The sequence below is a fragment of the Thermomonospora curvata DSM 43183 genome (assembly GCF_000024385.1).
Classification (GTDB): domain Bacteria; phylum Actinomycetota; class Actinomycetes; order Streptosporangiales; family Streptosporangiaceae; genus Thermomonospora; species Thermomonospora curvata.
Genome location: NC_013510.1, coordinates 1,161,306 through 1,188,058, shown reverse-complemented (window position 1 = coordinate 1,188,058; position 26,753 = coordinate 1,161,306). Strand labels below are relative to the sequence as shown.

The 26,753-nt window shown below is 72.4% G+C and carries 22 protein-coding genes; 7 read left to right on the top strand and 15 right to left on the bottom strand.

Annotation, left to right across the window (positions count from 1 at the left end; translation table 11 throughout):
* Positions 1–11 precede the first annotated feature (11 nt).
* From TCUR_RS05130 to eno, 6 genes are all read right to left on the bottom strand, one after another.
* Positions 12–1,376, bottom strand: coding sequence for an NAD(P)/FAD-dependent oxidoreductase (locus tag TCUR_RS05130; protein WP_041440933.1), 1,365 nt, complete (start codon positions 1,374–1,376; stop codon positions 12–14).
* A 152-nt stretch (positions 1,377–1,528) separates the two neighbouring features.
* Positions 1,529–2,434: a uracil-DNA glycosylase gene (locus TCUR_RS05125; protein WP_012851410.1), complete on the bottom strand. Its 906-nt coding sequence runs from the start codon at positions 2,432–2,434 to the stop codon at positions 1,529–1,531.
* Entirely contained in the window at positions 2,431–3,357 is a 927-nt protein-coding gene (locus TCUR_RS05120; RefSeq protein ID WP_012851409.1) for a Ppx/GppA phosphatase family protein, read from the bottom strand. Before TCUR_RS05120 ends, TCUR_RS05125 begins: the two co-directional genes overlap by 4 nt.
* A complete protein-coding gene (locus tag TCUR_RS05115; protein ID WP_012851408.1) occupies positions 3,354–3,902 on the bottom strand; it encodes a DUF501 domain-containing protein in 549 nt (182 codons plus the stop codon). Before TCUR_RS05115 ends, TCUR_RS05120 begins: the two co-directional genes overlap by 4 nt.
* A 22-nt stretch (positions 3,903–3,924) precedes the next feature.
* Entirely contained in the window at positions 3,925–4,347 is a 423-nt protein-coding gene (locus tag TCUR_RS05110; RefSeq protein WP_012851407.1) for an FtsB family cell division protein, read from the bottom strand.
* Positions 4,348–4,357: 10 nt separating this feature from the next.
* Complete coding sequence (eno, locus tag TCUR_RS05105) at positions 4,358–5,650, bottom strand: phosphopyruvate hydratase (protein ID WP_012851406.1); 1,293 nt, start codon at positions 5,648–5,650, stop codon at positions 4,358–4,360.
* 218 nt (positions 5,651–5,868) lie between these two features.
* Between eno and TCUR_RS05100 the strand changes: the two genes are divergently transcribed.
* Genes TCUR_RS05100 through TCUR_RS05090 form a run of 3 tightly spaced genes read left to right on the top strand, consistent with a single transcriptional unit; the run spans position 5,869 to position 8,598 of the window.
* Positions 5,869–6,918, top strand: coding sequence for an ABC transporter substrate-binding protein (locus tag TCUR_RS05100; RefSeq protein ID WP_012851405.1), 1,050 nt, complete (start codon positions 5,869–5,871; stop codon positions 6,916–6,918).
* Positions 6,915–7,733 (top strand): ABC transporter ATP-binding protein, encoded by an 819-nt coding sequence (locus TCUR_RS05095; protein ID WP_012851404.1) that lies wholly within the window; start codon positions 6,915–6,917, stop codon positions 7,731–7,733. Before TCUR_RS05100 ends, TCUR_RS05095 begins: the two co-directional genes overlap by 4 nt.
* A complete protein-coding gene (locus tag TCUR_RS05090) occupies positions 7,723–8,598 on the top strand; it encodes an ABC transporter permease (RefSeq protein WP_012851403.1) in 876 nt (291 codons plus the stop codon). The genes TCUR_RS05095 and TCUR_RS05090 overlap by 11 nt, the downstream gene beginning before the upstream one ends.
* Before the next feature lie 4 nt (positions 8,599–8,602).
* Here the strand turns inward: TCUR_RS05090 and TCUR_RS05085 are convergent, their stop codons facing one another.
* Both TCUR_RS05085 and TCUR_RS05080 read right to left on the bottom strand, forming a co-directional pair.
* Positions 8,603–9,691, bottom strand: a complete 1,089-nt coding sequence (locus TCUR_RS05085; protein WP_012851402.1) for an NAD(P)-dependent alcohol dehydrogenase — start codon at positions 9,689–9,691, stop codon at positions 8,603–8,605.
* Positions 9,688–10,449: a helical backbone metal receptor gene (locus tag TCUR_RS05080; RefSeq protein WP_012851401.1), complete on the bottom strand. Its 762-nt coding sequence runs from the start codon at positions 10,447–10,449 to the stop codon at positions 9,688–9,690. The genes TCUR_RS05085 and TCUR_RS05080 overlap by 4 nt, the downstream gene beginning before the upstream one ends.
* Positions 10,450–10,496: 47 nt before the next feature.
* On the opposite strand from TCUR_RS05080, the gene TCUR_RS05075 reads away from it, so the two are divergent.
* On the top strand, positions 10,497–10,943 hold the full coding sequence (locus TCUR_RS05075; protein ID WP_012851400.1) for a DUF4334 domain-containing protein: 447 nt from the start codon (positions 10,497–10,499) through the stop codon (positions 10,941–10,943).
* 76 nt (positions 10,944–11,019) lie between these two features.
* On the opposite strand, the gene icmF is transcribed toward TCUR_RS05075, so the two are convergent.
* The 7 genes from icmF to mfd form a co-directional block, all read right to left on the bottom strand.
* The gene (gene icmF / locus TCUR_RS05070; protein ID WP_012851399.1) at positions 11,020–14,265 is read right to left on the bottom strand and encodes a fused isobutyryl-CoA mutase/GTPase IcmF; all 3,246 of its coding nucleotides are present in this window, start codon (positions 14,263–14,265) and stop codon (positions 11,020–11,022) included.
* A gap of 82 nt (positions 14,266–14,347) precedes the next feature.
* Positions 14,348–14,884 (bottom strand): MarR family winged helix-turn-helix transcriptional regulator, encoded by a 537-nt coding sequence (locus TCUR_RS05065; RefSeq protein ID WP_012851398.1) that lies wholly within the window; start codon positions 14,882–14,884, stop codon positions 14,348–14,350.
* A 130-nt stretch (positions 14,885–15,014) separates the two neighbouring features.
* Entirely contained in the window at positions 15,015–15,236 is a 222-nt protein-coding gene (locus TCUR_RS05060; protein WP_148232931.1) for a hypothetical protein, read from the bottom strand.
* A 92-nt stretch (positions 15,237–15,328) separates the two neighbouring features.
* Entirely contained in the window at positions 15,329–17,719 is a 2,391-nt protein-coding gene (locus tag TCUR_RS05055; protein ID WP_217265452.1) for a transglycosylase domain-containing protein, read from the bottom strand.
* A 103-nt stretch (positions 17,720–17,822) separates the two neighbouring features.
* Entirely contained in the window at positions 17,823–18,812 is a 990-nt protein-coding gene (gene mazG / locus TCUR_RS28280) for a nucleoside triphosphate pyrophosphohydrolase (protein ID WP_012851395.1), read from the bottom strand.
* 1 nt (position 18,813) lies between these two features.
* Positions 18,814–19,479, bottom strand: coding sequence for a hypothetical protein (locus TCUR_RS05045; protein ID WP_041439330.1), 666 nt, complete (start codon positions 19,477–19,479; stop codon positions 18,814–18,816).
* Positions 19,480–19,523: 44 nt separating this feature from the next.
* Positions 19,524–23,030 (bottom strand): transcription-repair coupling factor, encoded by a 3,507-nt coding sequence (gene mfd, locus TCUR_RS05040; RefSeq protein ID WP_012851393.1) that lies wholly within the window; start codon positions 23,028–23,030, stop codon positions 19,524–19,526.
* A 227-nt stretch (positions 23,031–23,257) separates the two neighbouring features.
* On the opposite strand from mfd, the gene TCUR_RS05035 reads away from it, so the two are divergent.
* The 3 genes from TCUR_RS05035 to TCUR_RS05025 all read left to right on the top strand — a co-directional run bounded on the left by TCUR_RS05035 (position 23,258) and on the right by TCUR_RS05025 (position 26,691).
* The gene (locus TCUR_RS05035) at positions 23,258–23,968 is read left to right on the top strand and encodes a class I SAM-dependent methyltransferase (RefSeq protein WP_148232930.1); all 711 of its coding nucleotides are present in this window, start codon (positions 23,258–23,260) and stop codon (positions 23,966–23,968) included.
* Between the two features lie 188 nt (positions 23,969–24,156).
* The gene (cysC, locus tag TCUR_RS05030) at positions 24,157–25,644 is read left to right on the top strand and encodes an adenylyl-sulfate kinase (RefSeq protein ID WP_012851391.1); all 1,488 of its coding nucleotides are present in this window, start codon (positions 24,157–24,159) and stop codon (positions 25,642–25,644) included.
* 69 nt (positions 25,645–25,713) lie between these two features.
* Positions 25,714–26,691, top strand: coding sequence for a sulfite exporter TauE/SafE family protein (locus TCUR_RS05025; RefSeq protein ID WP_012851390.1), 978 nt, complete (start codon positions 25,714–25,716; stop codon positions 26,689–26,691).
* The last annotated feature ends 62 nt before the right edge of the window (positions 26,692–26,753 follow it).

Below are 26,753 nucleotides of genomic sequence, written 5' to 3'. Positions count from 1 at the left end.
CCACCCTCCCGTCATCGTCGTAGCGACGCCTCGCGCCGCCCCGCCGCCGCCTGGAACTCCTGCCGCGGACGGTGCATCTCCCCGGTGGAGATGATCTCCCGGCGGAAGAACATCGCGAGCGTCCAGTCCGCGGTCACCCTGACCTTGCGGTTGACCGTCGGCATACGAGACAGATGGTATGTCCGATGCAGGAACCAGGCAGGGAACCCCCTGAGCTTGACGCCGTAGACGTTCGCCACACCCTTGCGCAGCCCCAGGCCGGCCACCGATCCGGCGTAGGCGTGCCGGTAGGGGATGCGCGGCCTGCCCCGCAGGTCGGCGATGAGGTTGTCGGCCAGGCGGCGGGCCTGCCGGAGCGCGTGCTGGGCGCTGGGCCCGCACAGCTCCCCCGGCCTGGTCAAGTCGGGCACCGCCGCCACATCCCCGGCCGCATAGGCGTCGCGGGTGCCCTCGACCACCAGGTCGGCGGTGACCTTGACGCGTCCCTTCTCGTCGGCCGGCAGGTCGGTGTCGGCCACCAGCGGGTTGGGTTTGACCCCGGCGGTCCACACCAGCGTGCCGGCGTCGAACTCCTGGCCGTCGCTGAGCACGATGTGACCGCCCTCGGCGGACTTCAGCAGGGTGTTCAGCTTGATCTCGATGCCGCGGCGCCGCAGCGTCTCCAGCGTCCACACCCCCATCTCCTCGCCGACCTCCGGCAGGATCCGCCCGGAGGCCTCGACCAGGACCCAGCGCATGTCGCCCGGTTCGATGTCGGGGTACCACTTGCAGGCGTCGCGGGCCATGTCCTCCAGTTCGGCCAGCGCCTCGATCCCGGCGTAGCCGCCGCCGACGAACACGAACGTCAGCGCCCGGCGCCGGGCGGCCGCATCCGCGGTGGAGGCGGCGATGTCCATCTGGGCCAGCACGTGGTTGCGCAGGTAGATGGCCTCTCCCAGGCTTTTGAAGCCGATGCCGCACTCGGCCAGCCCGGGGATCGGCAGCGTCCGGGAGACCGAGCCGGCCGCCACCACGAGCTTGTCGTAGGGCACCTGCCGTTCGCCGTCCGCCAGCAGCTCGGCGCCCACCACCCGGACCACGGCCCGCCGCGCGGCATGGTCGATCCGCACCACGTGGCCGTTGAGGATGGTGCAGCGGTGCAGCACCCGGCGCAGCGGGACGACCACATGCCGCGGCTCGAGGTTGCCGGCCGCCGCCTCGGGCAGGAACGGCTGGTAGGTCATGTAGGACTGGGGGTCGACGACGGTGATGTGCACGCGGCCGGCGGCGATCTGGCGGCGCAGCCGGCGCTGCAGGCGCAACGCCGTGAACATGCCGACATAGCCGCCGCCGACGATCAGCACCCGGATGGTCTTGTGCGCACTCGTAGCAGGCATGGGGGTGCGGTACCCCCGCATCGGCCGCCCTCACCCGGCCCGGCGGGACCGCTGCGACGCCGGTGACGGAAATTTCCTGAGAAAACTTGCGAGCGGCATGAACCACGGCGGCCGCCGGTGCATCTCATCTGACGACGGGGGAAGCCGGCGGGTCAGGGCCCGACGGGGGCCTCAGCGGTGTCCACCGCTGAGCACGGCCCTGACCCCGCCACCGGCTCCCTTCCGCCGCGCTGCGGCGGTCCCGCCAGATCGCGGGCGCGGGTGAACACCGCATCCAGCATCTCTTCGGTGACCCGCCCGGTGAAGGTGTTCTGCTGGCTGGGGTGGTAGCAGCCCAGCAGCGTCACCGGCTCGGGCCCCGCCGCCGCGGGCGGCCCCAGCTCCACTTCCACACCGTGGCCGAACGCCGGACGCGGCCGGGGAATCCGGTAGCCGACCTGCCGCAGCACCGGCCACAGGCCCTGCCAGGCGTATCCGCCCAGCGCCACGATCACGCGCACCCACGGCGCCACCAGCGCGACCTCGCGTTCCAGCCAGGGCAGGCAGGTGGTGCGCTCGGCCGGGGTGGGCTTGTTGGCGGGCGGGGCGCAGCGCACCGTGGCCACCATCCGCGCGTCCGGCAGGCGCTGGCCGTCTCCGGCGTGGACGCTGGTGGGCAGTTCCGCCAGCCCGGTGCGGTGCAGCGAGGCGAACAGCCAGTCGCCGCTGCGGTCCCCGGTGAAGATCCGCCCGGTGCGGTTGCCGCCGTGCGCGGCCGGGGCCAGCCCCACGATCAGCAGCCGCGGCCGCTCCTGCCCCCAGCCGGGGACGGGCCGTCCCCAGTACTGCTGGTCGGCGAACGCCCGCCGCCGCCGGAGCGCCACCTGCTCGCGCCAGTCCACCAGCCGGGGGCAGGCCCGGCACACCGACTGGCGGGCGCACAGCTCCTGCAGCGTCGGCGCCTGGTCGGCCAGTTCCCGCACCTGCTGCGGGGTGCCGGCGACGGGGGTGCGCGGCGTCGCCGGGTCGCCGGGCCAGCCGGTGCCCGGCGGCACGAAGGGGGCGTTGGAGGCGGTCACACCAGCGACCAGGCGATGCCGTCGAGGATGTCGTGTTCGCTGACCACGACCGCGCCGAAGCCGTACTCGCGCATGATGCGGTCCAGGATCAGCGCGCCCATGCCGATCACGTCCACCCGGCCGGGGTGCATGACGCCGATCGCCGCCCGCTCGTCGTGGGTCATGCGCAGCAGCCGGCGGGTGATGTCGTGGACCTGCGCGGCGGTGATGCGGGACAGGTGGATGCGCGCCGAGTCGTAGGTCTCCAACCCGAGCGCGATGCCGGCGACGGTGGTCACCGAGCCGGCCAGGCCCACCAGGGTGCGTGCCTCATCCACCGGCACGCTGTGGCGGACGGTCTCCAGCGCGGCGTCGATGTCGGCCACCGCGGCGGCGACCTGCTCGGGGCTGGGCGGGGCGCCGCCTTCGGTGCGCACGTGCCGTTCGGTCATCCGCACGCACCCGATGTCCACCGAGCGGGCCGCCTGGACGTTGGCGGAGCCCAGCACGAACTCGGTGGAGCCGCCGCCGATGTCCACCACCAGGTAGGGGCGGGGCGGGCGCAGCGCGGCCAGCTCGCGGGTGGCGCCCGTGAAGGACAGCTCGGCCTCCTCCCGGCCGGTGATGACCTCCGGTTCCACGCCGAAGATCTCCACCACCCCGGCGACGAAGTCGTCCCGGTTGGCGGCGTCCCGGGTGGCGCTGGTGGCCACCACCCGCACCGGCCCGGCGCCGTGCTGGTCGATGAGCTTGGCGTAGCTGCGCATGGCGGTGAAGGTGCGCTCCAGCGCCTCGGGCGCCAGCCGGCCGGTCCGGTCCACCCCCTGCCCCAGCCGGACGATCTCCATCCGGCGCTCCAGGTCGGTCAGGCGGTCGCCGTCGATGTCGGCGATCAGCAGGCGGACGGAGTTGGTGCCGCAGTCCACGGCGGCCACCCGGGTCATCGGCTCTCCTCGATCTGCACACACGGCCCGCCGCGCCACCATTCGGGCAGGGCGTCCAGGGCCCGCCGGCCGAAGGGGTTGACGCCCGGCACGGCCAGTTCATGGGCGACCAGGGCGTGCAGGCACTTGACCCGCTCGGGCATGCCGCCGGCGCTCTGGGTGCCCGGCGGGAGCGGCTGCAGGCCCTCGGCGCGCGCCGCCTCGTCCCGGCGGCGCAGGTAGTCCTCGTGGGCGGCGCGGTAGCGGGCGGCCAGTTCGCTGTCGCGGGACAGTTCCTCGGTCATCTGCCGCATCAGCCCGCTGCCCTCCAGCGTGCCGATGGCCGAGGCCGCCTTGGGACAGGTCAGATAGAACAAGGTGGGAAAGGGCGTGCCGTCGGGCAGCCGGGGGGCGGTTTCGATCACGTCGGGCAGGCCGCACGGGCAGCGGTGGGCCACCGCGCGCACCCCGCGCGGCCGCCGGCCCAGTTGCGCGGCGACGGCGGCCAGGTCGGCGGGCGCCACGGGCTTTCTCCCGCCTCGTTCGGTCACGTTCTCTTCACCCATCGGCCCCTCGGTCGGCCTTCGCTCAGGGGCTGTCGGCGGTCTGCACCGACCGCCACAGCGTCTCGTACCACGGCGGCCTGCGCGGCGGGCCGGCCTGCTGCGGCCGGTCGCCCTCGGTGCCGCCGTCGAGCACCACGAAGCATTTCTCTTCGGGCATGCAGTAGTGCAGCCGCCGCCGGGCCTCCTGCTTGATGTAGTTCTCATCGGCCAGGCGCCGCTTGTGCTCGGCCAGCTGCTGCACCTGCCGGCGGACCAGGCGTTCCTGGTTGCGCAGCTGGGCGATCTCCTGGCGCTGGGCGATGTACTCGCGGACGGGGTAGGCCAGCGTCAGCGCGATGGCGCACAGCACCAGCGCCAAGATGGCGGCCCGGCCGGTCAGGTGGCCGCCGGGCCGCCGGGGCCTGGGGCGCCCGGCGGCCCTGGGCGGAGCGGGTTTGCCCGGCACGGCGGGCCGGTCAGCCCTTCCAGGCAAAGCGCGGGAACGCCGCGGCGCCGGCGTAGCGGGCGGCGTCGCCGAGCAGTTCCTCGATGCGCAGCAACTGGTTGTACTTGGCCACCCGGTCGCTGCGGGCCGGGGCGCCGGTCTTGATCTGGCCGCAGTTGGTGGCCACCGCCAGGTCGGCGATGGTGGTGTCCTCGGTCTCGCCGGAGCGGTGGCTCATCATGCAGCGGTAGCCGTTGGTGTGGGCCAGCGCCACCGCGTCCAGCGTCTCGGTGAGGGTGCCGATCTGGTTGACCTTGACCAGCAGGGCGTTGGCGACGCCGGCCTTGATGCCGCGGCCCAGCCGCTCGGGGTTGGTGACGAACAGGTCGTCGCCGACGAGCTGGAGCTTGCCGCCCAGCGTGTCGGTCAGCGCCTTCCAGCCGTCCCAGTCCTCTTCGTCCAGGGGGTCCTCGATGGACAGCAGCGGGTAGGCGTCGGCCAGCTCGCTGTAGTAGGCGGTCATCTCCTCGGCGCTGCGCTTGCCGCCTTCGAAGGCGTAGACGCCGTCGGAGCAGAACTCGCTGGCGGCCACGTCCAGCGCCAGCGCCACATCCGAGCCGGGGGTGAAGCCGGCCTGCCGGATGGCCTCCATGATCAGGTCCAGCGCGTCGCGGTTGCTGGGCAGCTCGGGGGCGAAGCCGCCCTCGTCGCCCAGCCCGGTGGCCAGGCCCCGGCCCTTGAGCACCGACTTGAGCGCGTGGTAGACCTCCGCGCCCCAGCGCAGCGCCTCGCGGAAGGTGGGCGCCCCGATCGGGGCGATCATGAATTCCTGGATGTCGACGTTGGTGTCGGCGTGCGCCCCGCCGTTGAGGATGTTCATCATCGGCACCGGCAGCAGGTGCGCGTTGGGCCCGCCGACGTACTGGAACAGCGGCAGATCGGCCGATTCGGCCGCGGCCTTGGCCACCGCCAGGGAGACTCCCAGGATGGCGTTGGCGCCGAGCTTGGACTTGTCGGGCGTGCCGTCCAGTTCGATCAGCTTCTGGTCGATCACCCGCTGGTCGCTGGCCTGGTAGCCGATCAGCCCCTGCTCGACGTCGTCGATGATCTCGTTGACGGACCTGACGGCCTTCTCCACGCCCTTGCCGCCGTAGCGCTTGCCGCCGTCGCGCAGCTCAACGGCCTCGAACTGGCCGGTGGAGGCGCCGGACGGCACCGCGGCCCGGGCCTCGGTTCCGTCGTCGAGCAGCACCTCGACCTCGACGGTGGGGTTTCCGCGGGAGTCGAGGATCTCCCGAGCGAACACTGCCTCGATCGAGGACACGGATCACTCCCTGTGGTGACGGCTGAGCTGTTCTGCCACAGAGCCTATCGGGGGCGCATCCGGCGCACCCAACTGGCACGCCGCCTTGCGGCATGGCGGACTTCGGCCAGCGAATCGGTGTTATCGGCCCGTATCCGGCGAGCGACTTGACCAATCTCTATCGGCATTGTCTACTATCCGCCTGAGCAAACCAACATGATTAGTAGGGAATCTGGCCAATGCTACACAGTTTGAAACGGCGCGCCGTCGCCGCCGCCCTCATCTTGTTCGCCGGCACGGGGGCGCTGGCGGCCTGCGGCGGCGACTCCGAGGAGGGGGGCGCCGGAGGGGCCAAGGAGCTCAAGCTCGGCTTCTTCCCGAACGTCACCCACGCGCCGGCGCTGGTCGGCGTGGACAAGGGGATCTTCGCCAAGCACCTGGGCGTCGCTCCCAAGACCGCCACCTTCAACGCCGGTCCCTCGGCGGTGGAGGCGCTGTTCGCCAAGGGCATCGACGCCACCTTCATCGGACCCAACCCGGCCATCAACGCCTGGTCGCAGTCCAAGGGCCAGGGCATCAAGATCATCTCTGGGGCGGCCTCCGGCGGGGCCATGCTGGTGGTCAAGCCCGAGATCAAGTCCCTGGAGGACCTCAAGGGCAAGAAGGTCGCCACCCCGCAGCTGGGCAACACCCAGGACGTGGCGGCCCGCTCCTACTTCAAGTCCAAGGGCTTCACCGTCAACAAGGACGGCAGCGGCGACATCAGCATCGTCCCGCAGGACAACTCCCAGACCATCGAGACCTTCAAGCAGGGCGTCATCGACGGCGCCTGGGTGCCCGAGCCGCACGCCTCCCGCCTGGTGGTGGAGGCCGGCGCCAAGGTCCTGGTGGACGAGAAGGACCTGTGGCCGGACGGCAAGTTCGTGGTGACCCACCTGATCGTGCGGACCGACTTCCTCAAGGAGAACCCCGAGACGGTCCGCAAGCTGGTCGAGGCCACCGTCGAGTCCATCGACTTCATCAACGCCAACCCCGACGAGGCCAAGAAGTCGGTGAACAACCAGCTCACCAAGCTGGCCGGCAAGCCGCTGGCGGACGAGGTGCTCGACGCCTCCTTCAAGAACATCACCTTCACCACCGACCCGGTCGCCTCCTCGCTGATCACCGGCGCCAAGAACGCCGAGGCCGTGGGATTGCTGGAGCCGGTGGACCTGAACGGCATCTACGACCTCACCATCCTCAACGAAGTGCTCAAGGCGAGCGGAAAGGCTCAGGTCAACGCGCAATGAGCCAGGCCACTACGGCCGCCTCGAGCCGGGCCGCGGCGGACGCCGTCGCGGTCCGGCTCAGTGGCGTCTCCAAAGCATTCGGTTCCGGTAACGCGGCGCTGCTGGCGCTGGACAACGTCTCCCTGCAGGTGGCTCCCGGCGAGTTCGTCTGCCTGCTGGGGGCCTCGGGGTGCGGCAAGAGCACCCTGCTCAACCTGGTGGCCGACCTGGACAAGCCCACCGCCGGCACCATCGACACCGGTGGCGCCCGGGTGGCGCTGATGTTCCAGGAGCCGGCGCTGTTCCCGTGGCTGACCGTCAGCGGCAACCTGGAGCTGGCGTTGCGCCAGCGCGGCGTCCCCAAGGCCCAGCGCCGCAAGCGCGCCGCCGAGCTGCTGGCCTCGGTGCACCTGAGCGGCTTTGAGAAAAAGCGGCCGCACCAGCTGTCGGGCGGCATGCGCCAGCGCGTCGCCCTGGCCCGCGCGCTGGCGCTGACGGTGCCGGACGAAAACCACGACGACGGCAAGGGCACCGTGCTGCTGATGGACGAGCCGTTCGGCGCGCTGGACGCGATGACCCGCGACCTGCTGCACGACGAGATCGAGCGGATCTGGCGCGAGCGCGACCTGACGGTGCTGTTCGTCACCCACAACGTCCGCGAGGCGGTGCGGCTGGGCGACCGGGTGGTGCTGCTCAGCAGCCGTCCCGGCCGGGTGGTGGAGGAGTTCCCGGTGACCTTGGAGCGCCCCCGCCGCATCGACTCCCCCGAGGTCGCCGCGCTGGCCGCCACCATCACCGACCGGCTGCGCGAGGAGGTCAGCCGCCATGGCTCTTGAAACCCGCAAATCCCCCGACCTGGACCGGCAGCTGGCCGGGCTGGACGCGCTGGAGCTGGCGAGTGGGGCCCGGCGCAGCCCGCTGGCCAGGGCCTGGTCGGCGCTGTGGCCGATGCTGGCCGCGGTGGCGATCGCGCTCGGCGTCTGGGAGCTGGTGGTGCTCAGCGGCTGGAAGGAGCCCTGGGTGCTGCCCGGCCCGCGCGATGTGCTGCCGGAGTTCTGGAACGTGGTCAGCGAGGGCGGCTTCTGGGCGGCCGTCGGGCTGACCATGCGGCGGGCGCTGGTCGGGTTCGCGGTGGCCATCGTGATCGGCGTGGTGATCGGCTCGCTGGTGTCCCAGTCGCGGATCCTGCGCCGGGCCTTCGGGTCGCTGATCACCGGGCTGCAGACCATGCCGTCGATCGCCTGGTTCCCGCTGGCCATCCTGCTGTTCAAGCTCAGCGAGAGCGCGATCATGTTCGTGGTGGTGCTGGGCGCCGCCCCGTCCATCGCCAACGGGCTGATCGCGGGAGTGGACTACACCCCGCCGATCCTGCTGCGGGTCGGCAAGGTGATGGGGCTGCGCGGGCTGGCCCTGTACCGGCACCTGATCATCCCCGCCGCGCTGCCGTCCTTCGTGGCCGGGCTCAAGCAGGGGTGGGCGTTCGCCTGGCGCAGCCTGATGGCCGGCGAGCTGCTGGTGATCATCAATAACACCCAGTCGGTGGGCACCCTGCTGCACTACTCCCGCGAGCTGTCCGACACCCCCCGGATGATCTCGGTCATGATCGTGATCTTGATCATCGGCATCCTGATCGACCAGCTGTTCGGGCTGGCCGACCGGACGCTGCGCAACCGCTGGGGGCTGGACACCGAGACCGACTAGCCGGTCAAAAGACCAGCACCGGCTTGACGGCGTCGCCGCCGCGGGCGGCGAACACCTCCGCCAGGTCGGTGAAGGGGTAGGTGCGCACCAGCCGCTCCAGCGGCAGCTCGCCGGAGCGGTAGTGCTCGATGAGACGGGGGATGAAGCGCTGGGGGATGCCGTCGCCTTCGATGCAGCCGCGGATCCCCCGGCCCATCATCAGCAGCCGCTGATCCAGCTCGACGGGGTTGGCCGTCCCCTGGAAGCCGAGGGTGACGCACATGCCCGGGGCCGTCAGCGCACCGACCGCCGCCCGCACCGCCTCGGGGCGGCCCACGCACTCCACCGCGTGGTCCACCCCGCCGGTCAGGGCGACGATCGCCGCCGCCGGGTCGCCCTCGGCCGGGTCGATGACGGCGGTGGCGCCCAGCTCCCTCGCCAGGGCGCGGCGGCGCGGGTCGGGGTCGACCGCCACGATCGGGTCGCAACCGGCGATCCCGGCGGCCATCACCGCGCTCAGCCCCACCGCCCCGGCTCCGAAGATCGCGATGGACGAGCCCTCGCGGGGGGCGAGCACGTTGAGCACGGCCCCGGCGCCGGTCTGCACCCCGCAGCCCAGCGGGGCCAGGTGCTCCAGCGGCAGCTCCGGGTCGACGCGGACCACGTTGCGCTCGGTGGTCACCGAGTAGGTCGCCCACGACGACTGGCCGAAGAAGTGGGAGCGGACGGGGCGGCCGTCCTGGCTCAGGGCGGTGCTGCCGTCCGGCCGCGTCCCGAAGTAGTTCAGCTTCAGGAAGTCGGCGCAGTAGGCCATCGCGCCCCGGACGCAGTTGGCGCAGTCCCCGCACCAGCCGTAGCTGAGCACCACATGGTCGCCGACCTCCACCGCGCCGACGTCCTCGCCCACCGCCTCCACGACCCCGGCGCCCTCGTGGCCGGGCACCAGCGGCGGCGCGGCCGGGTCCTGCCCGGCGGCCACCACCAGGTCGGTGTGGCAGATCCCGGCGGCGACGATGCGCACCAGCACCTCGTCGGGGCGCAGGTCGGTCACTTCGGCCTCTTCCAGCCGCGGGGGCTCGCCCGGGGTGCGCACCAGGGCGGCGGTGATCTTCATGGCGTCTCCTCCAGCTGGGCGCCCAGCACCTGCGGCGCGCTCGCCAGCGACGGGCCGTACCAGGTCAGGTGACGCCCGCTGACCAGGGCGCAGGGGATGCCGGGGAAGCTCTCCGGGCCGTCGGCGGCATGGAAGCGGTAGGGCTCGTCCGGCAGCACCACCAGGTCGGGGCCGGAGGCCACCAGCTCCTCCAGGGCGACCTTGGGGTAGCGCTCGGGATGGCCGGCATAGAGGTTGTCCACGCCGAGGCGGGCCAGCACGTCCCCGGCGAAGGTGTCACGGCCCACCACCATCCACGGCCGCCGCCACACCGGGATGACCGCGCTGCGCCGCCGCGGCGGCTCCGGCAGCGCCGCCCAGACCCGCCGGGCCTCCTCCAGCCAGGACGGGACGGGCAGCCGGCAGGCCTCGGTGAGGAGGCGGCGCAGCGAGACCAGCGCCTGATCCACGGTGCGGACGACGGTGACCCACACCGGCAGCCCGGCCTCGCGCAGCGCCGCCAGGTCGGCGGGCCGGTTCTCCTCCTCGTTGGCCAGCACCAGGTCGGGGCGCAGCGCCTTGATGAGCTCGATGTCGGGGTTCTTGGTGCCGCGCACCCGGGTGACCTGCAGGTCCGGCGGGTGGTCGCACCAGTCGGTGGCGCCGATCAGCAGGGCCGGGTCGCTGGCGGCCACGGTCTCGGTGAGCGAGGGCACCAGCGACACCACGCGTCGCACCCGCTCGGGTACGGGCACCACGGCCCCGGTGTCGTCCCGCATGTCTCTCCCGGTTGACCTTAAACCGAATCTGATTCTAGTGTCGCCCCATGGATGCGGAACAGCGCCTTGCCAAGATCATCGCGTCCGGCGACGAGTGCGACCGGGCCACCGTGGAGGAACTGTACGACCGGCTGGCCCCCGTGCCGGTGGACTTCATGCTCGGCACCTGGCGGGGCGGCATCTTCGACCGGGGCGACGCGCTGGCGGGGATGCTGCTGGGGATGAACTGGTACGGCAAGCGGTTCATCGACCGCGACCACGTCGAGCCGCTGCTGTGCCGCTCCCCCGACGGCTCGATCTACTCCTACGAGAAGCTCGGGCTGGCCCGGCTGCGCGAGGTCGCCCTGCGCGGCACGGTCTCGGCGGCCATGATCTACGACAAGCAGCCCATCATCGACCACTTCCGGCGGGTCAACGACGACATGGTGGTCGGCGCCATGGACGCCAAGGGCCAGCCCGACATCCTCTACTTCCACCTCACCCGGGAACGCTGAGCGCACCGGACGCTCACCGATCTCGACCCGCGGGAGGGACGAGATCGGTGAGCTCATGGGCCTCGCCCGCCGGGCCTCAGATGTTGCGGCGGTACTGGCCGCCCGCCTCGAACAGCGCCTCGGTGATCTGCCCCAGCGAGCAGACCCGCACCACGTCCATCAGCACCGCGAAGACGTTCTCCCCCGAGGTGGCCGCCTCGCGCAGCCGGCGCAGCGCCGCCGGGGCCTCCTCGCGGTGGGCGGCGTGGAACTCCGCCAGCCGCCGCAGCTGGCTGCGCTTTTCCTCCTCGGTGGCGCGGGCCAGCTCCAGCGGGCCGTTGAGGTGGTCGTCCTTGTCGGAGGTGAAGGTGTTGACGCCGATGATCGGCAGCGACCCGTCGTGCTTGCGCTGCTCATACAGCATCGACTCGTCCTGGATGCGGCCGCGCTGGTAGCCGGTCTCCATGGCGCCGAGCACCCCGCCGCGCTCGCTGAGGCGCTCGAACTCCGCCAGCACCGCCTCCTCCACCAGGTCGGTGAGCTGCTCGATGATGAACGAGCCCTGGTTGGGGTTCTCGTTCTTGGCCAGCCCCCACTCCCGGTTGATGATCAGCTGGATCGCCATGGCGCGGCGCACCGACTCCTCGGTGGGGGTGGTGATCGCCTCGTCGTAGGCGTTGGTGTGCAGGCTGTTGCAGTTGTCGTAGATGGCGATCAGCGCCTGCAGCGTGGTGCGGATGTCGTTGAAGTCCATCTCCTGGGCGTGCAGCGACCGCCCGGAGGTCTGGATGTGGTACTTGAGCTTGCAGCCGCGCTCACTGGCCCCGTACCGCTCCCGCATCGCGATGGCCCAGATGCGGCGGGCCACCCGGCCCAGCACGCTGTACTCGGGGTCCATGCCGTTGGAGAAGAAGAACGACAGGTTGTGGGCGAAGTCGTCGATGTGCATGCCCCGCGCCAGGTAGGCCTCCACGTAGGTGAAGGCGTTGGCCAGCGTGAAGGCCAGCTGGGTGATGGGGTTGGCCCCGGCCTCGGCGATGTGGTAGCCGGAGATCGACACCGAGTAGAAGTTGCGCACCCCATTGGCGACGAACCACTCCTGGATGTCGGCCATCATGCGCAGCGCGAAGTCGGTGGAGAAGATGCAGGTGTTCTGGCCCTGATCCTCCTTGAGGATGTCGGCCTGGACGGTGCCGCGCACCGTGGCCAGCACCCGGGCGCGCAGCTCGGCGGCCTCCTGCTCGGTGGGCGGGCGGCCGTGCTCGGCGGTGAAGCGGTCGATCGCCTGGTCGATCACGGTGTTGAAGAAGAACGCCAGGATCACCGGGGCCGGCCCGTTGATCGTCATCGACACCGAGGTCTTCGGGTCGGTCAGGTCGAACCCCGCATACAGCGCCTTCATGTCGTCCAAGGTGGCGATCGACACCCCGGAGGTGCCCACCTTGCCGTAGATGTCGGGCCGCTCGGCCGGGTCGTGCCCGTACAGCGTCACCGAGTCGAAGGCGGTGGACAGCCGGGTGGCCGGCTGGCCCTCGGACAGCTTCTTGAAGCGCCGGTTGGTGCGGAAGGGGTCGCCCTCCCCGGCGAACATGCGGGTGGGGTCCTCATCGTCCCGCTTGAAGGGGAACACCCCCGCGGTGAACGGGAAGCGGCCCGGCAGGTTCTCCGAGCGCAAGAAGCGCAGCAGGTCGCCGTGGTCGCTGTAGCGGGGCAGCGCCACGCGGGGGATGCGGGTGCCGGCGAGGGTCTCCCGCCACAGCGGGGTGCGGATCTCCCGGTCCCGGACGCGGACGACCAGCTCCTCCCGCGAGTAGTCGGCCACGGTCTGCGGCCAGGACTCCAGCAGCTCGCGGGTCTCGTCCTTGATCTGCCGTTCGGTCTCGGCCAGCAGCTCATCCAGCGCGGCCACGTCCGCGCCGGCCTCGGCGGCCAGGTCGCGGGCGGTCCGCAGGTGCTGCCTGCGGCGCACGGCCTCGGCCTGGGCCTTGGTCTCGGCGTGGTAGGCCGCCACGGTGCGGGCGATCTCGGCCAGATAGCCGGAGCGCTCCGGCGGGATGACGGCCTGGATGCGGGAGGAGACCCGGCCGGGCACCCGCGGCAGCACACCGCCGCCGGCGGGCAGGCCGTGCTCGGCCAGCAGCTCGCGCAGGTGGTGGTAGAGGGCGGTGACGCCGTCGTCGTTGAAGCGGGCGGCGATGGTGCCGAACACCGGCATGTCCTCGGGCTTGGCGCCGAAGGCCTCGCGGTTGCGCACCAGCTGGCGGCGCACGTCGCGCAGCGCGTCCTCGGCGCCGCGCCGCTCGAACTTGTTGATGGCCACCGCGTCGGCGAAGTCCAGCATGTCGATCTTCTCCAGCTGGGAGGCCGCGCCGAACTCGGGGGTCATCACATACAGCTTGACGTCGGCGAACGGCACGATGGCCGCATCGCCCTGGCCGATGCCCGGGGTCTCCACGATCACCAGGTCGTAGCCGGCGGCCTTGCAGGCGGCGATGACGTCGCCCAGGTGCTCGGGCAGCTCCCGGGCGCCCCGGGTGGCCAGGGAGCGGAAGTAGGTGACGCCCTCGGCCAGGGAGTTCATCCGGATCCGGTCCCCCAGCAGCGCGCCGCCGCTGCGCCGCCGGGTGGGGTCCACGGCGATCACGGCGATGCGCAGCTTGTCTTCGGTGTCCACCCGGAAGCGGCGCACCAGCTCGTCGGTGAGGGAGGACTTGCCCGATCCCCCGGTGCCGGTGATGCCCAGCACCGGCACCGTCCGGCCCGCCGCGGCCTGGCGCACCGCCTGCAGCCCTTCCGGCCCGCCGCGGCCCGCCTCGATGATCGTGATGGCGCGGGCCAGCGCCCGCACGTCCCCGCCGGCCAGCTCCGCGGCCAGCTCCGCGAGGTTCCCCTGGGCGGCCAGGTCCACGTCGCACTCGCGGATCAGCTGGTTGATCATTCCGGGCAGGCCGAGCCGCTGGCCGTCGGCGGGCGAGAAGATCCGCGCCACCCCGTGGGCGTGCAGCAGCTCGATCTCCTCGGGGACGATGACGCCGCCGCCCCCGCCGTAGACGCGGATGTGCCCGGCGCCGCGCTCGGCCAGCAGGTCCACCAGGTAGCGGAAGAACTCCACATGCCCGCCCTGGTAGGAGCTGACCGCCACCCCCTGGACGTCCTCGGCGATGGCGGCCTCGACGATCTCGGCGACCGACCGGTTGTGCCCCAGGTGGATCACTTCGGCGCCCTGGGCCTGCAGGATGCGCCGCATGATGTTGATCGCCGCGTCGTGCCCGTCGAACAGCGCTGCCGCGGTGACGAACCGAACGGGGTGCACGGGATGGTGCAGGGCGGACGTAGTGGTCATACAAAAATACTAGGACGTCCAACTATCTGACGTCCATACACCAGAGGGCGGCAAAACCCCGGATTCGCAAAATTCCCGCAGGTCAGCCGGTGGCGCTCGCCCAGGGATCGGCCGCCTCCGGGCCGAAGTCCCCGGCCGCCTGCCGGATCCGGCGCAACAACCCGCTCAACGCCACCGCCTCCCGCTCGCTCAGCATGCCCAGCCCGAAGTCGATGCCGTTGAGCACCTCGGTGGCCGCCACCGCCACCTGACGGCCCCGCTCGCTGATCTCCGCCAGCACCCGCCGCCGGTCGGCCGGGTCGGGCACCCGCCGCACCAGCCCGGCCGCCTGCAGCCGGTCGATGGTGTTGGTGATGCTGGTCGGGTGCACCATCAGCCGCTCGCCCATCTTGCCCAGCGGCAGCCGTCCCGCCCGGCTGAAGTGCAGCAGCACCAGCGCCTCGTAGCTGGCGAAGGTCAGCCCGTACGGCTTGAGGGCGCGCTCGACCTCGCCGAGCAGGATCTGCTGCACCCGCATCACCGAGGTGATGGCCGCCATGTGCTCGGCGTGCTCGGGCCAGCGCCGCAGCCACTGCCGGCGGGCCTCGGCGATCGGGTCGAGGGGGGCTCCGGTCGTCATCACCGGCAACCGTACCGTCCCTTCGCGGCGACGACGGCAACGGAACACCGATCCCCGCCGGCCGAGCCGCGTCGCGGCACACGCCCCGCGGCCCGGAACGCCCACCGGAGGCGGTCTCACCGGACCCGCTTCAGGTCTCGCCGAGCGCGGCGCGCAGACGCTCGCGCCGCCGCTCCAGCGTCTCGATCAAAGCGGCCAGTTCCTCGCGCTGGGTGATCTCCTCGGCGGCGTCCCCGAAGTCCTGGGGCTCCTCGCTCGGCGGAGCGGCCTCCGCGCGCAGGACGGCCAGGTCGTTCTCCACCTCGCGCAGCTGCGCCCGCAGGTCCTCGGCGGTCTCCTCGGCAGGATCCATGCCCATCCGTCCCCTCGTGTCCTCTGCACCGTGCGGAGGATCTTCCCTGGGCGGGACGCTCCAACCGGGCCGATGGTCCCCGGCGGCGCAGGTCAGTCCGGCGGCATCCGGCGGTGCTCGGGAACGGGCGGCGGGAGATCCGGCGGCAGATCGTCCTCGTCGTCATCGTCGTCATCGGGACGGGGCTCCCGCTCCCGCGGCTCCCCGCTGCTGGGGTGGAGGGTGACGGTGATGCCGGGCTCGACCCTGCTGCCCGGGCCGGGGGACGTCTCGGCGACGGTGCCCGCGGGGTATTCGGAGTCGACCGCCGCGCCCACGACCACCCGGAACCCGGCCCGCCGCAGCCGTTCCATGGCGTCCGGCAGCTTCAGCCCCCGCACGTCCGGCAGCTCCACCAGGTCCTCGCCGGAGCCTCGGCTGAAGAAGTGCGCCGGGGGCCGCTGGAAGGAGGAGGCCGGACGCCCCGCCAGCGCGCCGATCATGGTGTCGCGCCAGATCGGGGCGGGAATGGTGGCGCCGAACACCGCCCCATAGCAGCGGCCGTCCATGCACAGGCTGGTCATCGGGTACTTGTAGCCGCCGCGCGGGTCGCCCACCCACACCGCCGCGGCCAGCTCGGGGGTGTAGCCGGCGAACCAGGCCGCCGAGTAGTTGTCGACGGTGCCGGTCTTGCCCGCCGCCGGGCGGCCGATGCCCATCCCGCGGGCGGTGCCCTTGGTGAGCACCCCGGCCAGGACGTGGTTGACGGCGTCGGCGGTGCCCTTCTTCATCACCTGCTTGCACTCGGGCTCGGGCACCTTGAGCTTGCGGCCGCTGGTGTGGGTGATGGAGGTGATGGCGATGGGCTTGCAGTACTTGCCGCGGGCGGCGAAGGCCGCGTACGCCGCCGCCATCCGCAGCGGGGAGACGGCGTTGAACCCCAGGGTGAAGGAGGGGAACTGCTCCAGCGGCTTGCCGTTGGCCTGCCGCATCCCGAGCTTTTCGGCCATCTTCACCGTGTCGCACAGCCCCACCTTCTTCTGCAGCGCCAAAAAGAAGGTGTTGACCGAGTGGTGGGTGCCGGTGACCAGGCTGAAGGAGCGTCCGCCCTCCCCGTCGGCGGAGTTGCGCAGCGGCTTGGTGTCGCCGACCGGCTGGCCCTTGCAGTTGCGGTAGCCGGTGGGGACGTAGCGGACCGGCGCCATCAGGCGGGTGCCGAACGGCATGCCCTCCTCCAGCGCCGCCGCCAGCGTGAACGCCTTGAACGTGGAGCCGGCCTGCATGCCGATGCTGGAGCCGTGGCTGGCGTCGGCGGCGAAATTGATCCAGGTCTTGCCGCGCTCGGAGTCCGGGCCCAGCTCCCGGTCCACCGCCATGCCCTTGATGTGGCCGGTGCCCGGCTCGATCAGCACCTCGGCGGCGGCCTTGCCGGCGGAGTTCTTGGGCGGCACGTGCCGGTCCACGGCGCGCTGGGCGGCCTGCTGGGTCTGCGGGTCCAGCGTGGTGCGGATGATCAGGCCGCCGCGTTTGAGCAGCCGCTCGCGTTCGGCGGCGCTCTTGCCGAAGACCGGGTTGGTCAGGATCTCCCGCTGCACGTAGTCGCAGAAGAACGGGGCCTTGCTGACCGTGCAGCCGTTGGGGGTCTCGGTGATCTTCAGCTTGATCGGCTCGGCGGCGGCCCGGCGGGCCTGCTCGGGGTCCGCCCAGCCCAGCTCCACCATCCGGTTCAGCACCACGTCGCGGCGCTCGCGGGCGGCCCCCGGGTGCAGCCGGGGGTTGTAGGCCTGGGGGTTGCGGATGATCCCGGCGAGGGTGGCCGCCTGCCCCAGCGTCAGCTTGGCGGCGGAGGTGGAGAAGTAGCGCCGGGCCGCGGCCTCGATGCCGTAGGCGCCGTCCCCGAAGTAGGCGATGTTGAGGTAGCGCTGGAAGATCTCGTCCTTGGAGAAGCGCTTTTCTATCGCCACCGCGTGCTTGAGCTCATACAGCTTGCGGGCGGGAGTGAGGGCCAGCGCCCGCTGCTGCTCCTCCTTGGAGTCGGCCTGGTACAGCAGCAGGTTCTTGACGTACTGCTGGGTGATGCCCGAGCCGCCCTGGGTGACCTGGCCGGAGTTCAGGTTCTTGAGCAGCGCCCGCAGCGTGCCCTGGGCGTCCAGCGCGCCGTGCTGGTAGAAGCGGCTGTCCTCGATCGCCAGCACCGCCTGCCGGGCCACCGGGGCGACCTGGTCCAGCTTCACCTCGACGCGGTTCTGGTAGTAGAAGGTGGCGATGGCAGAGCCGTCGGCGGCCAGGATCTTCGAGCGCTGCGCCAGCGGCCCCAGGTCCAGGTCCGCCGGCTCCTCCTGGAGCCAGTTGGCGCCGTCGCGCGCGCCGACCCCCACCGTGCAGGCCACGGGCAGCACGATCAGCGCGACCAGCACCCCGGCCAGCGAGCCCATGCCGGCCAGTCCGCGCAGCGCGCCGACGGCGTCGCGGCGCCGCGCGCGTTCGGTTGCTCCTGGAGGCACGCCCCTAATGTAGACCTGGCACCGGAGGCGGCCCCAGCGACTGTCCCCGACCTGGGCCCCCTTCTTGGGTCCCGGCACAGCCGGCGGCGGTCCGGGAAAGGGGTCACTCCTTGCGGGAGGACTCCCACTGGCGCACCCGGGCGGCATAGGCGCGGGCCACCGTGCGCAGCGCGGCCTCGGGGTCCCGTCCCGCCTCCCGTGCCCTGCGGACGAGCTCGAACAGCTCCACGCCCAGTTCCTCGCCGCTCTCCTCGGCCAGTTCGCGCCACACCTCCTGGGGAACCCCGGCGCGGGCGGCGCGCCGCTGCAGCTGGGCCGCCAGCGACAGCGCCGGCTGCCCCATCGCCACGCCGTCCAGGATGGAGGCCTTCTCCCCCTTGGCGGCGCGTTCGGCGGCCTTGATCTGCTCCCAGTTGGCGTTGACCTCGTCGGCGTCGGCCACCGTCACGTCGCCGAAGACGTGCGGGTGGCGGCGCACCAGCTTGTCGACGATGCCGGCGGCCACATCGTCGATGGTGAAGCGGGTGTCGTCGGTGCGCTCCTCGGCGACGCGGGCGTGGAAGACCACCTGCATCAGCACATCGCCCAGTTCCTCGCGCAGCGCCGCATAGTCGCCGTCCTCGACGGTGTCGGCCAGCTCGTAGGCCTCCTCCAGCAGGTACGGCACCAGCGTGGCGTGGGTCTGCTTGCGGTCCCAGGGGCACTGGCGGCGCAGCGTGTCCATCACCGACACCAGGTCCAGCAGCCGCGCCCCCGGCAGGTCGTAGGAGCCGTGCAGCACCTCGACCTCCACCGGCTCGGGCGCGGCGACCACCAGTTCGCCGACCCGGCGCATCAGCTCCTCGTCCCCGTCGGGGTCGGCCACCCACACCACGGCCCGGTCGGCGGCGGCCCGCACCAGCAGCTCGGCCAGCGGACCGGCCTCGGTCCGCTCGACGATCTCCACGGCGACGTCGGCCTCGCGCAGGTACGGCAGCTGCGGCTGCCCGTCGCGGGCCAGCACCCGGTCGGCCGAGCGCAGCGCCTGCCAGGCCCGCCAGCTCAGCAGCCCGGCCGGCACCCGGTGGGTGGTCGCCAGCACGGTCAGCCCCATGTCAGCCGGCGCTCCCCGGAGCCCGCCCGGTGCCGGTCTCGCCCTTCGACAGCCGGTGGACGACCGGGCCCACCGCCAGCTGGTCGATCCGGAACGTGCCGTACCGGGGGTTGATCTTGATGTTCATGCGCCGGGCGGTCTCGGTGTACAGCGCCACCGCCCGGCGGTTGGCCTGGACGTTGCGCTCGCTGCCCTGCACGCCGTCGTCGCCGTAGCGCCGCAGCAGCTCCTGCTGGATGTGCAGGTCGCGGAACAGGTCGCGGGTGTAGCCGACCGGCAGCCCCAAGGCCAGGGTGGTGGACTCGGCCTCGCGCTGCCCGCCGAACTGCTCGATCAGCCGGTCGACCCGGCTGTTGCCGGCGTCGATGCCCTGTTCGCGGGCCACCCGGTCGGAGATGCGGATGCGCACCAGGTGCGAGAGCGCAAGGCGCATCTCCGACTCGCTGACCGAGTCCAGCGGCAGCTGCTGGCCGGGGGCGGAGGTGCGGCTGCGCTTCATGTTGGCCTCGGGGTCGGCGCGGAACTGCTCGTTCCACTGCCGGACGGTGCGGTCCAGCGAGGCGGTGGTGATCCGCTCGTCGCCGATGATGACCGCCGAGCCCATCTTCATCGGCTGGCAGGAGGTCAGCAGCACGGCGGCGACCCCGGCCGTCAGCGCCGTCTTCACGGGGATACGGAACACGAGGCTCCCATCGTCACAAGTCGTCTTCACTAGGTGCGCGCGGGCTCGGCGAACATTGCCTCCACCAGGTCGGTGGCCCACTTCAGCAGGGCGACGTCCCGCAGCGGGCGGCCGCCCAGCGGCGCCGTCTTCGGCGCCGGCACCAGCAGGGTACGCGCAGCGGCCTTGTAGATGCTCTTGGGGTACAGCCGCTGCAGCCGCACCTGCTTGGAGTCCGGCAGCTCCACCGGGGCGAACTTGATGTGGTTGCCCTGGACGGTGACCTCGGTGAGCCCGGCGCGGCGGGCGCGGGCCCGGAACCGGGCGACCTCCAGCAGGTTGAGCACCGGCTCCGGCGGGGCGCCGAAGCGGTCGGTCAGCTCATCCCGCACCTCGGCGATCTCCTCGTCGGAGGTGATGGCGGCGATCCTGCGGTAGGCGTCCAGCCGCAGCCGCTCCCCCGGCACATAGTCGTGCGGCAGGTGCGCGTCGACCGGCAGCTCCACCTTGGTCTCCGGCAGCTGGGGCGGCTCGGGCTCGCCGCCGGCCTTGGCCTTCAGCTCGCGGACGGCCTCGCCGACCATCCGCACATACAGGTCGAAGCCGACGCCGGCGACGTGGCCGGACTGCTCCACGCCCAGGATGTTGCCGGCCCCGCGGATCTCCAGATCCTTCATCGCCACGTACATGCCGGCGCCCATCTCGGTGTGCTGGGCGATGGTGGCCAGCCGCTCGTGCGCGGTCTCGCTCAGCGGGCTCTCCGGCGGGTACAGGAAGTAGGCGTAGCCGCGTTCGCGGCCCCGGCCGACCCGGCCGCGCAGCTGGTGCAGCTGCGACAGGCCGTAGGTGTCGGCGCGGTCCACGATCAGCGTGTTGGCGTTGGGGATGTCCAGGCCGGACTCGACGATGGTGGTGGCCACCAGCACGTCGTAGTTCTTCTCCCAGAAGTCCACCATGACCTTCTCGAGCTGGTGCTCGTTCATCTGGCCATGGGCGGTGGCGATGCGCGCCTCGGGGACCAGCTCCTTGAGCTTGGCGGCCACCCGGTCGATGGAGCGGACCCGGTTGTGGACGAAGAACACCTGCCCTTCGCGCAGCAGCTCGCGGCGGATGGCGGCGGCGATCTGCTTGTCGTCGTACGGGCCGACGAAGGTCAGGATCGGGTGCCGCTCCTCCGGCGGGGTCAAGATGGTCGACATCTCCCGGATGCCGGTCAGGCCCATCTCCAGCGTCCGCGGGATGGGGGTGGCCGACATCGCCAGCACGTCCACCTGGGTGCGCAGCCGCTTGAGCTCTTCTTTGTGCTCGACCCCGAACCGCTGCTCCTCATCGATGATCACCAGGCCCAGGTCCTTGAAGCGGGCCTGCGCCGAAAACAGCCGGTGGGTGCCGATCACCAGATCCACGGTGCCGTCGGCCAGGCCGCGCAGGGTCTGCTCGACCTCGGCGTCGGTCTGGAAGCGGCTGAGCGGTTTGACCACCACCGGGAAGGGGGCGAAGCGCTCGGCGAAGGTGGACAGGTGCTGCTGCACCAGCAGCGTGGTGGGCACCAGCACCGCCACCTGCTTGCCGTCCTGGATGGCCTTGAACGCCGCGCGCACCGCGATCTCGGTCTTGCCGTAGCCGACGTCGCCGCAGATCAGCCGGTCCATCGGGACCGGTTTTTCCATGTCGGCCTTGACCTCTTCGATCGCCGCGAGCTGGTCGGCGGTCTCGGTGTAGGGGAAGGCGTCCTCCAGCTCCCGCTGCCAGGGGGTGTCGGGGCCGAAGGCGTGGCCGGGGGTGGCCATCCGCGCCGAGTACAGCCGGATCAGCTCCCCGGCGATCTGCCGGACGGCCTTGCGCGCCCTGGCCTTGGACTTGGCCCAGTCGGCGCCGCCGAGCCGGTGCAGGGTGGGGGACTCCCCGCCCACGTAGCGGGTGATCTCCTCCAGCTGGTCGGTGGGGACGAACAACCGGTCCCCGCGGGCGTACTCCAGCACCAGGTACTCGCGGGTGGCGCCCTGCACGGTGCGGCTGACCATCTCCACGTAGCGGCCGACGCCGTGCTGCTCGTGGACGACGTAGTCGCCGGGGCGCAGCTGCAGCGGGTCGATGCCGCCGCGCCGCCGCGAGGGCATGCGCCGCATGTCCCGGGTGGAGGCGCGCTGCCCGGACAGGTCGGTCTCGGTGAGCAGCGCCAGGCGGGCCGCCGGCCACACCAGGCCGCCGCCGAGCGTCCCGGTGGTCACGTGGACGACCCCCGGCTCGGGGGGCTCGGGCAGGTCGGCCAGGCGGGCGCCCAGGCCCTCCTCGCCCAGCATCTCCGCCAGCCGCGCGGCGGGCCCGTGCCCGGCCGTCACCAGCACCACCCGCCAGCGTTCGTCCACCCAGCGTTTGATGTCGCCGACCATCCGGGCGGTGTCGCCCCGGTACTGCTCGGCGGGGTGGACGTCCAGCTGGACGGCGTCCTCTTCCTCGGGGGTGAGCGCGGTCACCGTCCAGCGGGCCAGGCCGAGGGCGGCCGCCTGCTCGCGCACCTCCGCCAGGTCGCGGAAGGCGGCGGCGCCCAGGTCGATGGGGGCCTGGCCGCCGGCGGCGGCGTTGACCCAGCTGGCCTCCAGGAACTCCTGGCTGGTGCGCACCAGCTCGTGCGCCCGGGTGCGGATGCGCTCCGGCTCGCACACCAGCAGGGACGACCCTTCGGGCAGCAGCTCCACCAGCAGCTGCATCCGGTCGGCCAGCACCGGGGAGAAGGCCTCCATGCCCTCGACCGCCTCGCCGTCGGCGATCCGCAGCAGGACCTCCTCCAGCGCCGGGTGCCGTTCGGCCAGCTCGCGGGCCCGCTGCCGGACGGCGGCGTTCAGCGGCAGCTCCCGGCACGGCGGCGCCCACAGCCCGTCTTGGGCGACCTCCAGGGAGCGCTGGTCGGCGGCCTTGAAGTAGCGGATCTCCTCGACGGCATCGCCCCAGAACTCCACCCGCAGCGGGTGTTCCTCGGTGGGCGGGAAGACGTCCAGGATGCCACCGCGCACGGCCAGCTCGCCGCGTTTTTCGACCAGGTCGACCCGCTGGTAGCCGGCGTCCGCCAGGCGCCGCACGACCTCCTCCAGGTCGGCCTCGTCGCCGGTGCGCAGCCGCACCGGCTCCAGGTCGCCCAGCCCGGAGACGATCGGCTGCAGCACCGCCCGCACCGGGGTGACCACCACATCCAGCGGCCCGGCGGCCACATCGTCGGGGTCGGGGTGGGCCAGGCGGCGCAGCACCGCCAGGCGCCGGCCGACGGTGTCCGAGCGCGGCGACAGCCGCTCGTGCGGCAGCGTCTCCCAGGCCGGAAAGTGCGCCACCCGGTGGGGGTCCAGAAAGCAGCCCAGCGCCGCGGTCAGGTCCTCGGCCTCGCGGCCGGTGGCGGTCACCGCCAGCACCACGCCCGTCTCGCTCGCCCGGGCCAGCGAGGCGGCCACGATCGGCCACAGCGCCGCCGGGGCCACCAGGTCGTGGTCGGCGCGCGCCCGCCGCAGCGCCTGCGCCAGGGCCCGATCGCCGGCGGCGACGTCCAAAAGTCCAGTAAGAGTCATGATCACCCAGGGTCGGCAGGCCAGGCCGCGACAGCCCCGCCCGGGGGCGGCCCGAAGAACCCGGGGTCCCCGCGTGCGACCTTCCGGGCCGCCTCCAGTCTACGCACCGCCCGGGCGGCCGCCGGTGCGGCGAGCACGCCCCTCGTCCCGCCGGCGGTCATGTCAGGAACACGTCAAGGTACCGCAAATAACGGACGCCGCGGAGTCGGATGGCTACTCTGCGGAGCGTGACCGACCTGTGTACGCCGCCGGTCAGCGACGGCGATCTGTTCTCCGCACGCGCCCGCCAGTACGCCCACGCGCAGCGGGGCCGGCCCCTGCGCATCCTGGAGGCCGGCTGCGGCTGGGGAGGCGGTCTGGACCTCGGCGACGTGGAGCGCCATGTGACCGGGGTGGACCTGGACGTCCCCGCGCTGCGCGCGCACACCGAGGCCCGCACCGACCTGGACGCCTTCCACCTGGGCGACCTGCGCACGGTGCCGCTGCCGCCGCGGGCCTTCGACATCGTCCACGCCCCGTTCCTCATCGAGCGGCTGCCGCACGCCGAGCTGGTGCTGGACCGGATCGTGGCCGCGCTCAAGCCGGGCGGGCTGCTGCTGGTCACGCTGCGCGACCGGGGCACCGCCTTCGGCTTCGTGGACCGGCTGCTGCCGTCCCGCGGCCCGCTGCGGCGCCGCCGCCGCGGCGGCGACGAGCCGCCGCCGGCCGTCTACGAGCCGGTGACCTCCCGCGCGGGCATGCACTGGTACTGCATGATGCGGGGGCTGGCCATCGCCGAGGAGTACCTGTCCGACCGGCTGCTGGCCGGGGCCGGGCGCGGCACCGCGACGATGTGCCGGCTGGTGGCGGCCTGCAGCCGGGGCCGGCTGCCGGGCACCCACAGCGAGGTGACGCTGGTCATCCGCAAACCGGAGAACCGGTTCGCCCGGGTCATCTGACCGCCGCGGCCGCCGCGGCCGCCTCGGTCCGCACCGGTTCCCGCACGGCCGCCGCAGGAGGCCGGTCCTTGTCACCGGGAACCGGACTCGATGTGCACCGGCCGCCCGCTCGGCAGTATTTTTTGGCGCGTACCCCAACTGACCTGGCCGGCCCGGGATGTCGCCTGGGCCGGGAACGGAGAGAAGCGGTGACCGCCGAAGCCGGCCTTCCTGAGATGCTGCGCGACCTGCCGGCCTGGACGCCCGACCCGGTCGAGCTGGCCGATCTGGAGCTGCTGCTGGCCGGGGCCTACCGTCCGCTGGCGGGCTTTTTGGGTTCGTTCGATGCCGCGATGGTGATCGCCGGTGGGCGACTGGCGGACGGCACGCCCTGGCCGGTGCCGGTCACGTTGGCGGTCCCCAAGGAGATGACCGACTGCGAGCGGCTGGTGCTGCAGGACCCCGAGGGCGTGCCGCTGGCGGTGCTGCAGGTCACCGAGGCCTGGCAGGACCCCACCTCCTCGGGGTGGCGGCTGGCCGGTCCGCTGGAGCCGCTGCGGGCCCCGGCGCACGGACCGTTCCACCGGCTGCGGCGCCGTCCCGAGCAGGTCGCCGCCGAGCTGACGGGCGGCCCGGTGCTGGCGGTGACCACCCGCGAGCCGCTGCACCGCAAGCAGCTCGGCCAGCTCCGCCAGCTCACCGAGCAGCTCGGCGCCACGGTGCTGGTGCTGCCGCTGCTGGGCGGCGACCACGACGAGTCGCTGGTGCGGGCGCTGCTGGCGGTGCGCCGGGAGCTGCCCGAGGGCACGCAGGTGGTGCCGGTGCCGTTGCCGCCGCGCCCGGAGGCCCCGTCCGGCTCCGACCGCGACCTGCTGCTGCGCTCGCACGTGGCGGCGGCCTATGGGGCGACCCACCTGATGAGCGACCGGGAGGTCGAGGGCGGTGCGATCCCGGCGGTGGTGCCCGAGCCGTGGGCCTATGACGCCGACGTGGAGGTGTGGCGTCCCCTGGCCCGCATCGACCCCGAGCACGTGCGGGCCGAGCTGACCCAAGAGGAGCTCAACGAGCTGCTGGACAAGGGCGAGCCGATCCCCGAGTGGTTCACCCCGCCGGCGGTGGCCGCCGAGCTGGCCGCGGCGCGCCCGCCGAAGCTGCGCCGCGGGCTGACGGTGTTCTTCACCGGATTGTCGGGCTCGGGCAAGTCGACGGTGGCGCGCGGGCTGGCCGACGCGCTGATCGAGCGCGGCGGACGCACCGTGACGCTGCTGGATGGGGACGTGGTGCGGCGGCTGCTGTCGGCCGGGCTGACGTTCTCCAAGGCCGACCGGGACCTCAACATCCGGCGGATCGGCTATGTGGCCGCCGAGATCACCCGGCACGGCGGGGTGGCGATCTGCGCGCCCATCGCCCCGTACGCGGCCACCCGCGCCGAGGTGCGCAAGATGGTGTCGGCGGTCGGGGATTTCGTGCTGGTGTATGTGGCCACTCCGCTGGAGGAGTGCGAGCGGCGCGACCGCAAGGGCCTGTACGCCAAGGCGCGGGCGGGGCTGATCCAGGAGTTCACCGGCATCTCCGATCCTTATGAGGAGCCCGACGACGCCGACCTGGTGCTGGACACCTCCCAGATGACCCCTGAGGAGGCGGTGCAGCGGGTGCTGGACCTGCTGGTGGCCGGGGGCTGGGTGCGACCGGAGTGAATTCCTGAGACCTGCGTATTCTGGTGGGCGGTTTGCCGGAATTGTCCACTAAATAAGTAGGTCATGCCGATGCACTTCGACTACGCCATGGCGCTCGGCTCGTTCCTGGTGGCCATCGTCATCGGGCTCACCGGCATGGGCGGCGGCGCGCTGATGACGCCGATGCTGGTGACCTTCTTCGGGGTCTCCCCGCTGACGGCGGTCTCCAGCGACCTGGTGGCCGCCGCGGTGATGAAGCCGGTCGGCAGCGCCGTGCACTACCGCCGGGGCACCATCGACATGCGCCTGGTGGGCTGGCTGTGCGTCGGCTCGGTGCCGGCCGCCTTCTGCGGGGTGCTGGTCGCCCGCGCCCTGGGCGACGGCGAAGAGGTCCAGGACGTCATCCGCAACGCCATGGGGGTCGCGCTGCTGATCGCCGCCGCCGGGCTGGCGGTGCGGATCTACCAGGCGATGGTGGACCGGGCGGCCCGCCACCCCAAGGCGCGGCGGCGCACCGCCGAACCGGGCGAGCCGGCCGCCGTGGAACCCCCCGAGATCAAAGTGCGGCCCATCCCCACCGCGCTGGTCGGCGCGATCGGCGGGCTGGTGGTCGGCATCACCTCGGTGGGCTCCGGCTCACTGATCATCGTGGGGCTGCTGGCGCTGTACCCGACGCTGAAGGCCAACCAGCTGGTGGGCACCGACCTGCTGCAGGCGGTGCCGCTGGTCTTCTCCGCGGCGCTGGGGCATCTGCTGTTCGGCGACTTCCACCTGGAGGTCACCTTGGCGCTGCTGGCCGGCTCCATCCCGGGCGTCTACCTGGGCTCGCGGATCTCCTCGCGCGCCCCCGGCGGCCTGATCCGCCGGCTGCTGGCGCTGGTCCTGCTGGCCTCCGCGCTGAAGATGTTCGGTCTCGGCCCCACCGCCATGGCCTGGAGCCTGCTGGGCGCCATCGCCGCCGCCGTCGCGGTGTGGCTCTTCGTCCGCCACCGCCACGGCCTGCCGCTGCTGCGGCCGGCGCGGGACGAGCCGCAGCGGGCCGGCGCCGTGGCCGACCGGGACTCCTGAGCCGCCCCGCGCCCGCCCCAGACCCCTTGGCGGCGCTTTCCGGCGCTCTGCCCGCGTTTCCC

What these genes read in the sequence shown, in the direction of transcription:
- TCUR_RS05130 (WP_041440933.1), bottom strand. Translation starts at nt 1,376, where the DNA reads ATGCCTGCTACGAGTGCGCACAAGACCATCCGGGTGCTGATCGTCGGC.
- TCUR_RS05120 (WP_012851409.1), bottom strand. Translation starts at nt 3,357, where the DNA reads ATGACCCGGGTGGCCGCCGTGGACTGCGGCACCAACTCCGTCCGCCTG.
- TCUR_RS05115 (WP_012851408.1), bottom strand. Translation starts at nt 3,902, where the DNA reads ATGGGTGAAGAGAACGTGACCGAACGAGGCGGGAGAAAGCCCGTGGCG.
- TCUR_RS05100 (WP_012851405.1), top strand. Translation starts at nt 5,869, where the DNA reads ATGCTACACAGTTTGAAACGGCGCGCCGTCGCCGCCGCCCTCATCTTG.
- TCUR_RS05095 (WP_012851404.1), top strand. Translation starts at nt 6,915, where the DNA reads ATGAGCCAGGCCACTACGGCCGCCTCGAGCCGGGCCGCGGCGGACGCC.
- TCUR_RS05090 (WP_012851403.1), top strand. Translation starts at nt 7,723, where the DNA reads ATGGCTCTTGAAACCCGCAAATCCCCCGACCTGGACCGGCAGCTGGCC.
- TCUR_RS05085 (WP_012851402.1), bottom strand. Translation starts at nt 9,691, where the DNA reads ATGAAGATCACCGCCGCCCTGGTGCGCACCCCGGGCGAGCCCCCGCGG.
- TCUR_RS05080 (WP_012851401.1), bottom strand. Translation starts at nt 10,449, where the DNA reads ATGCGGGACGACACCGGGGCCGTGGTGCCCGTACCCGAGCGGGTGCGA.
- TCUR_RS05075 (WP_012851400.1), top strand. Translation starts at nt 10,497, where the DNA reads ATGGATGCGGAACAGCGCCTTGCCAAGATCATCGCGTCCGGCGACGAG.
- icmF (WP_012851399.1), bottom strand. Translation starts at nt 14,265, where the DNA reads ATGACCACTACGTCCGCCCTGCACCATCCCGTGCACCCCGTTCGGTTC.
- TCUR_RS05065 (WP_012851398.1), bottom strand. Translation starts at nt 14,884, where the DNA reads ATGACGACCGGAGCCCCCCTCGACCCGATCGCCGAGGCCCGCCGGCAG.
- TCUR_RS05060 (WP_148232931.1), bottom strand. Translation starts at nt 15,236, where the DNA reads ATGGATCCTGCCGAGGAGACCGCCGAGGACCTGCGGGCGCAGCTGCGC.
- mazG (WP_012851395.1), bottom strand. Translation starts at nt 18,812, where the DNA reads ATGGGGCTGACCGTGCTGGCGACCACCCACCGGGTGCCGGCCGGGCTG.
- mfd (WP_012851393.1), bottom strand. Translation starts at nt 23,030, where the DNA reads ATGACTCTTACTGGACTTTTGGACGTCGCCGCCGGCGATCGGGCCCTG.
- TCUR_RS05025 (WP_012851390.1), top strand. Translation starts at nt 25,714, where the DNA reads ATGCACTTCGACTACGCCATGGCGCTCGGCTCGTTCCTGGTGGCCATC.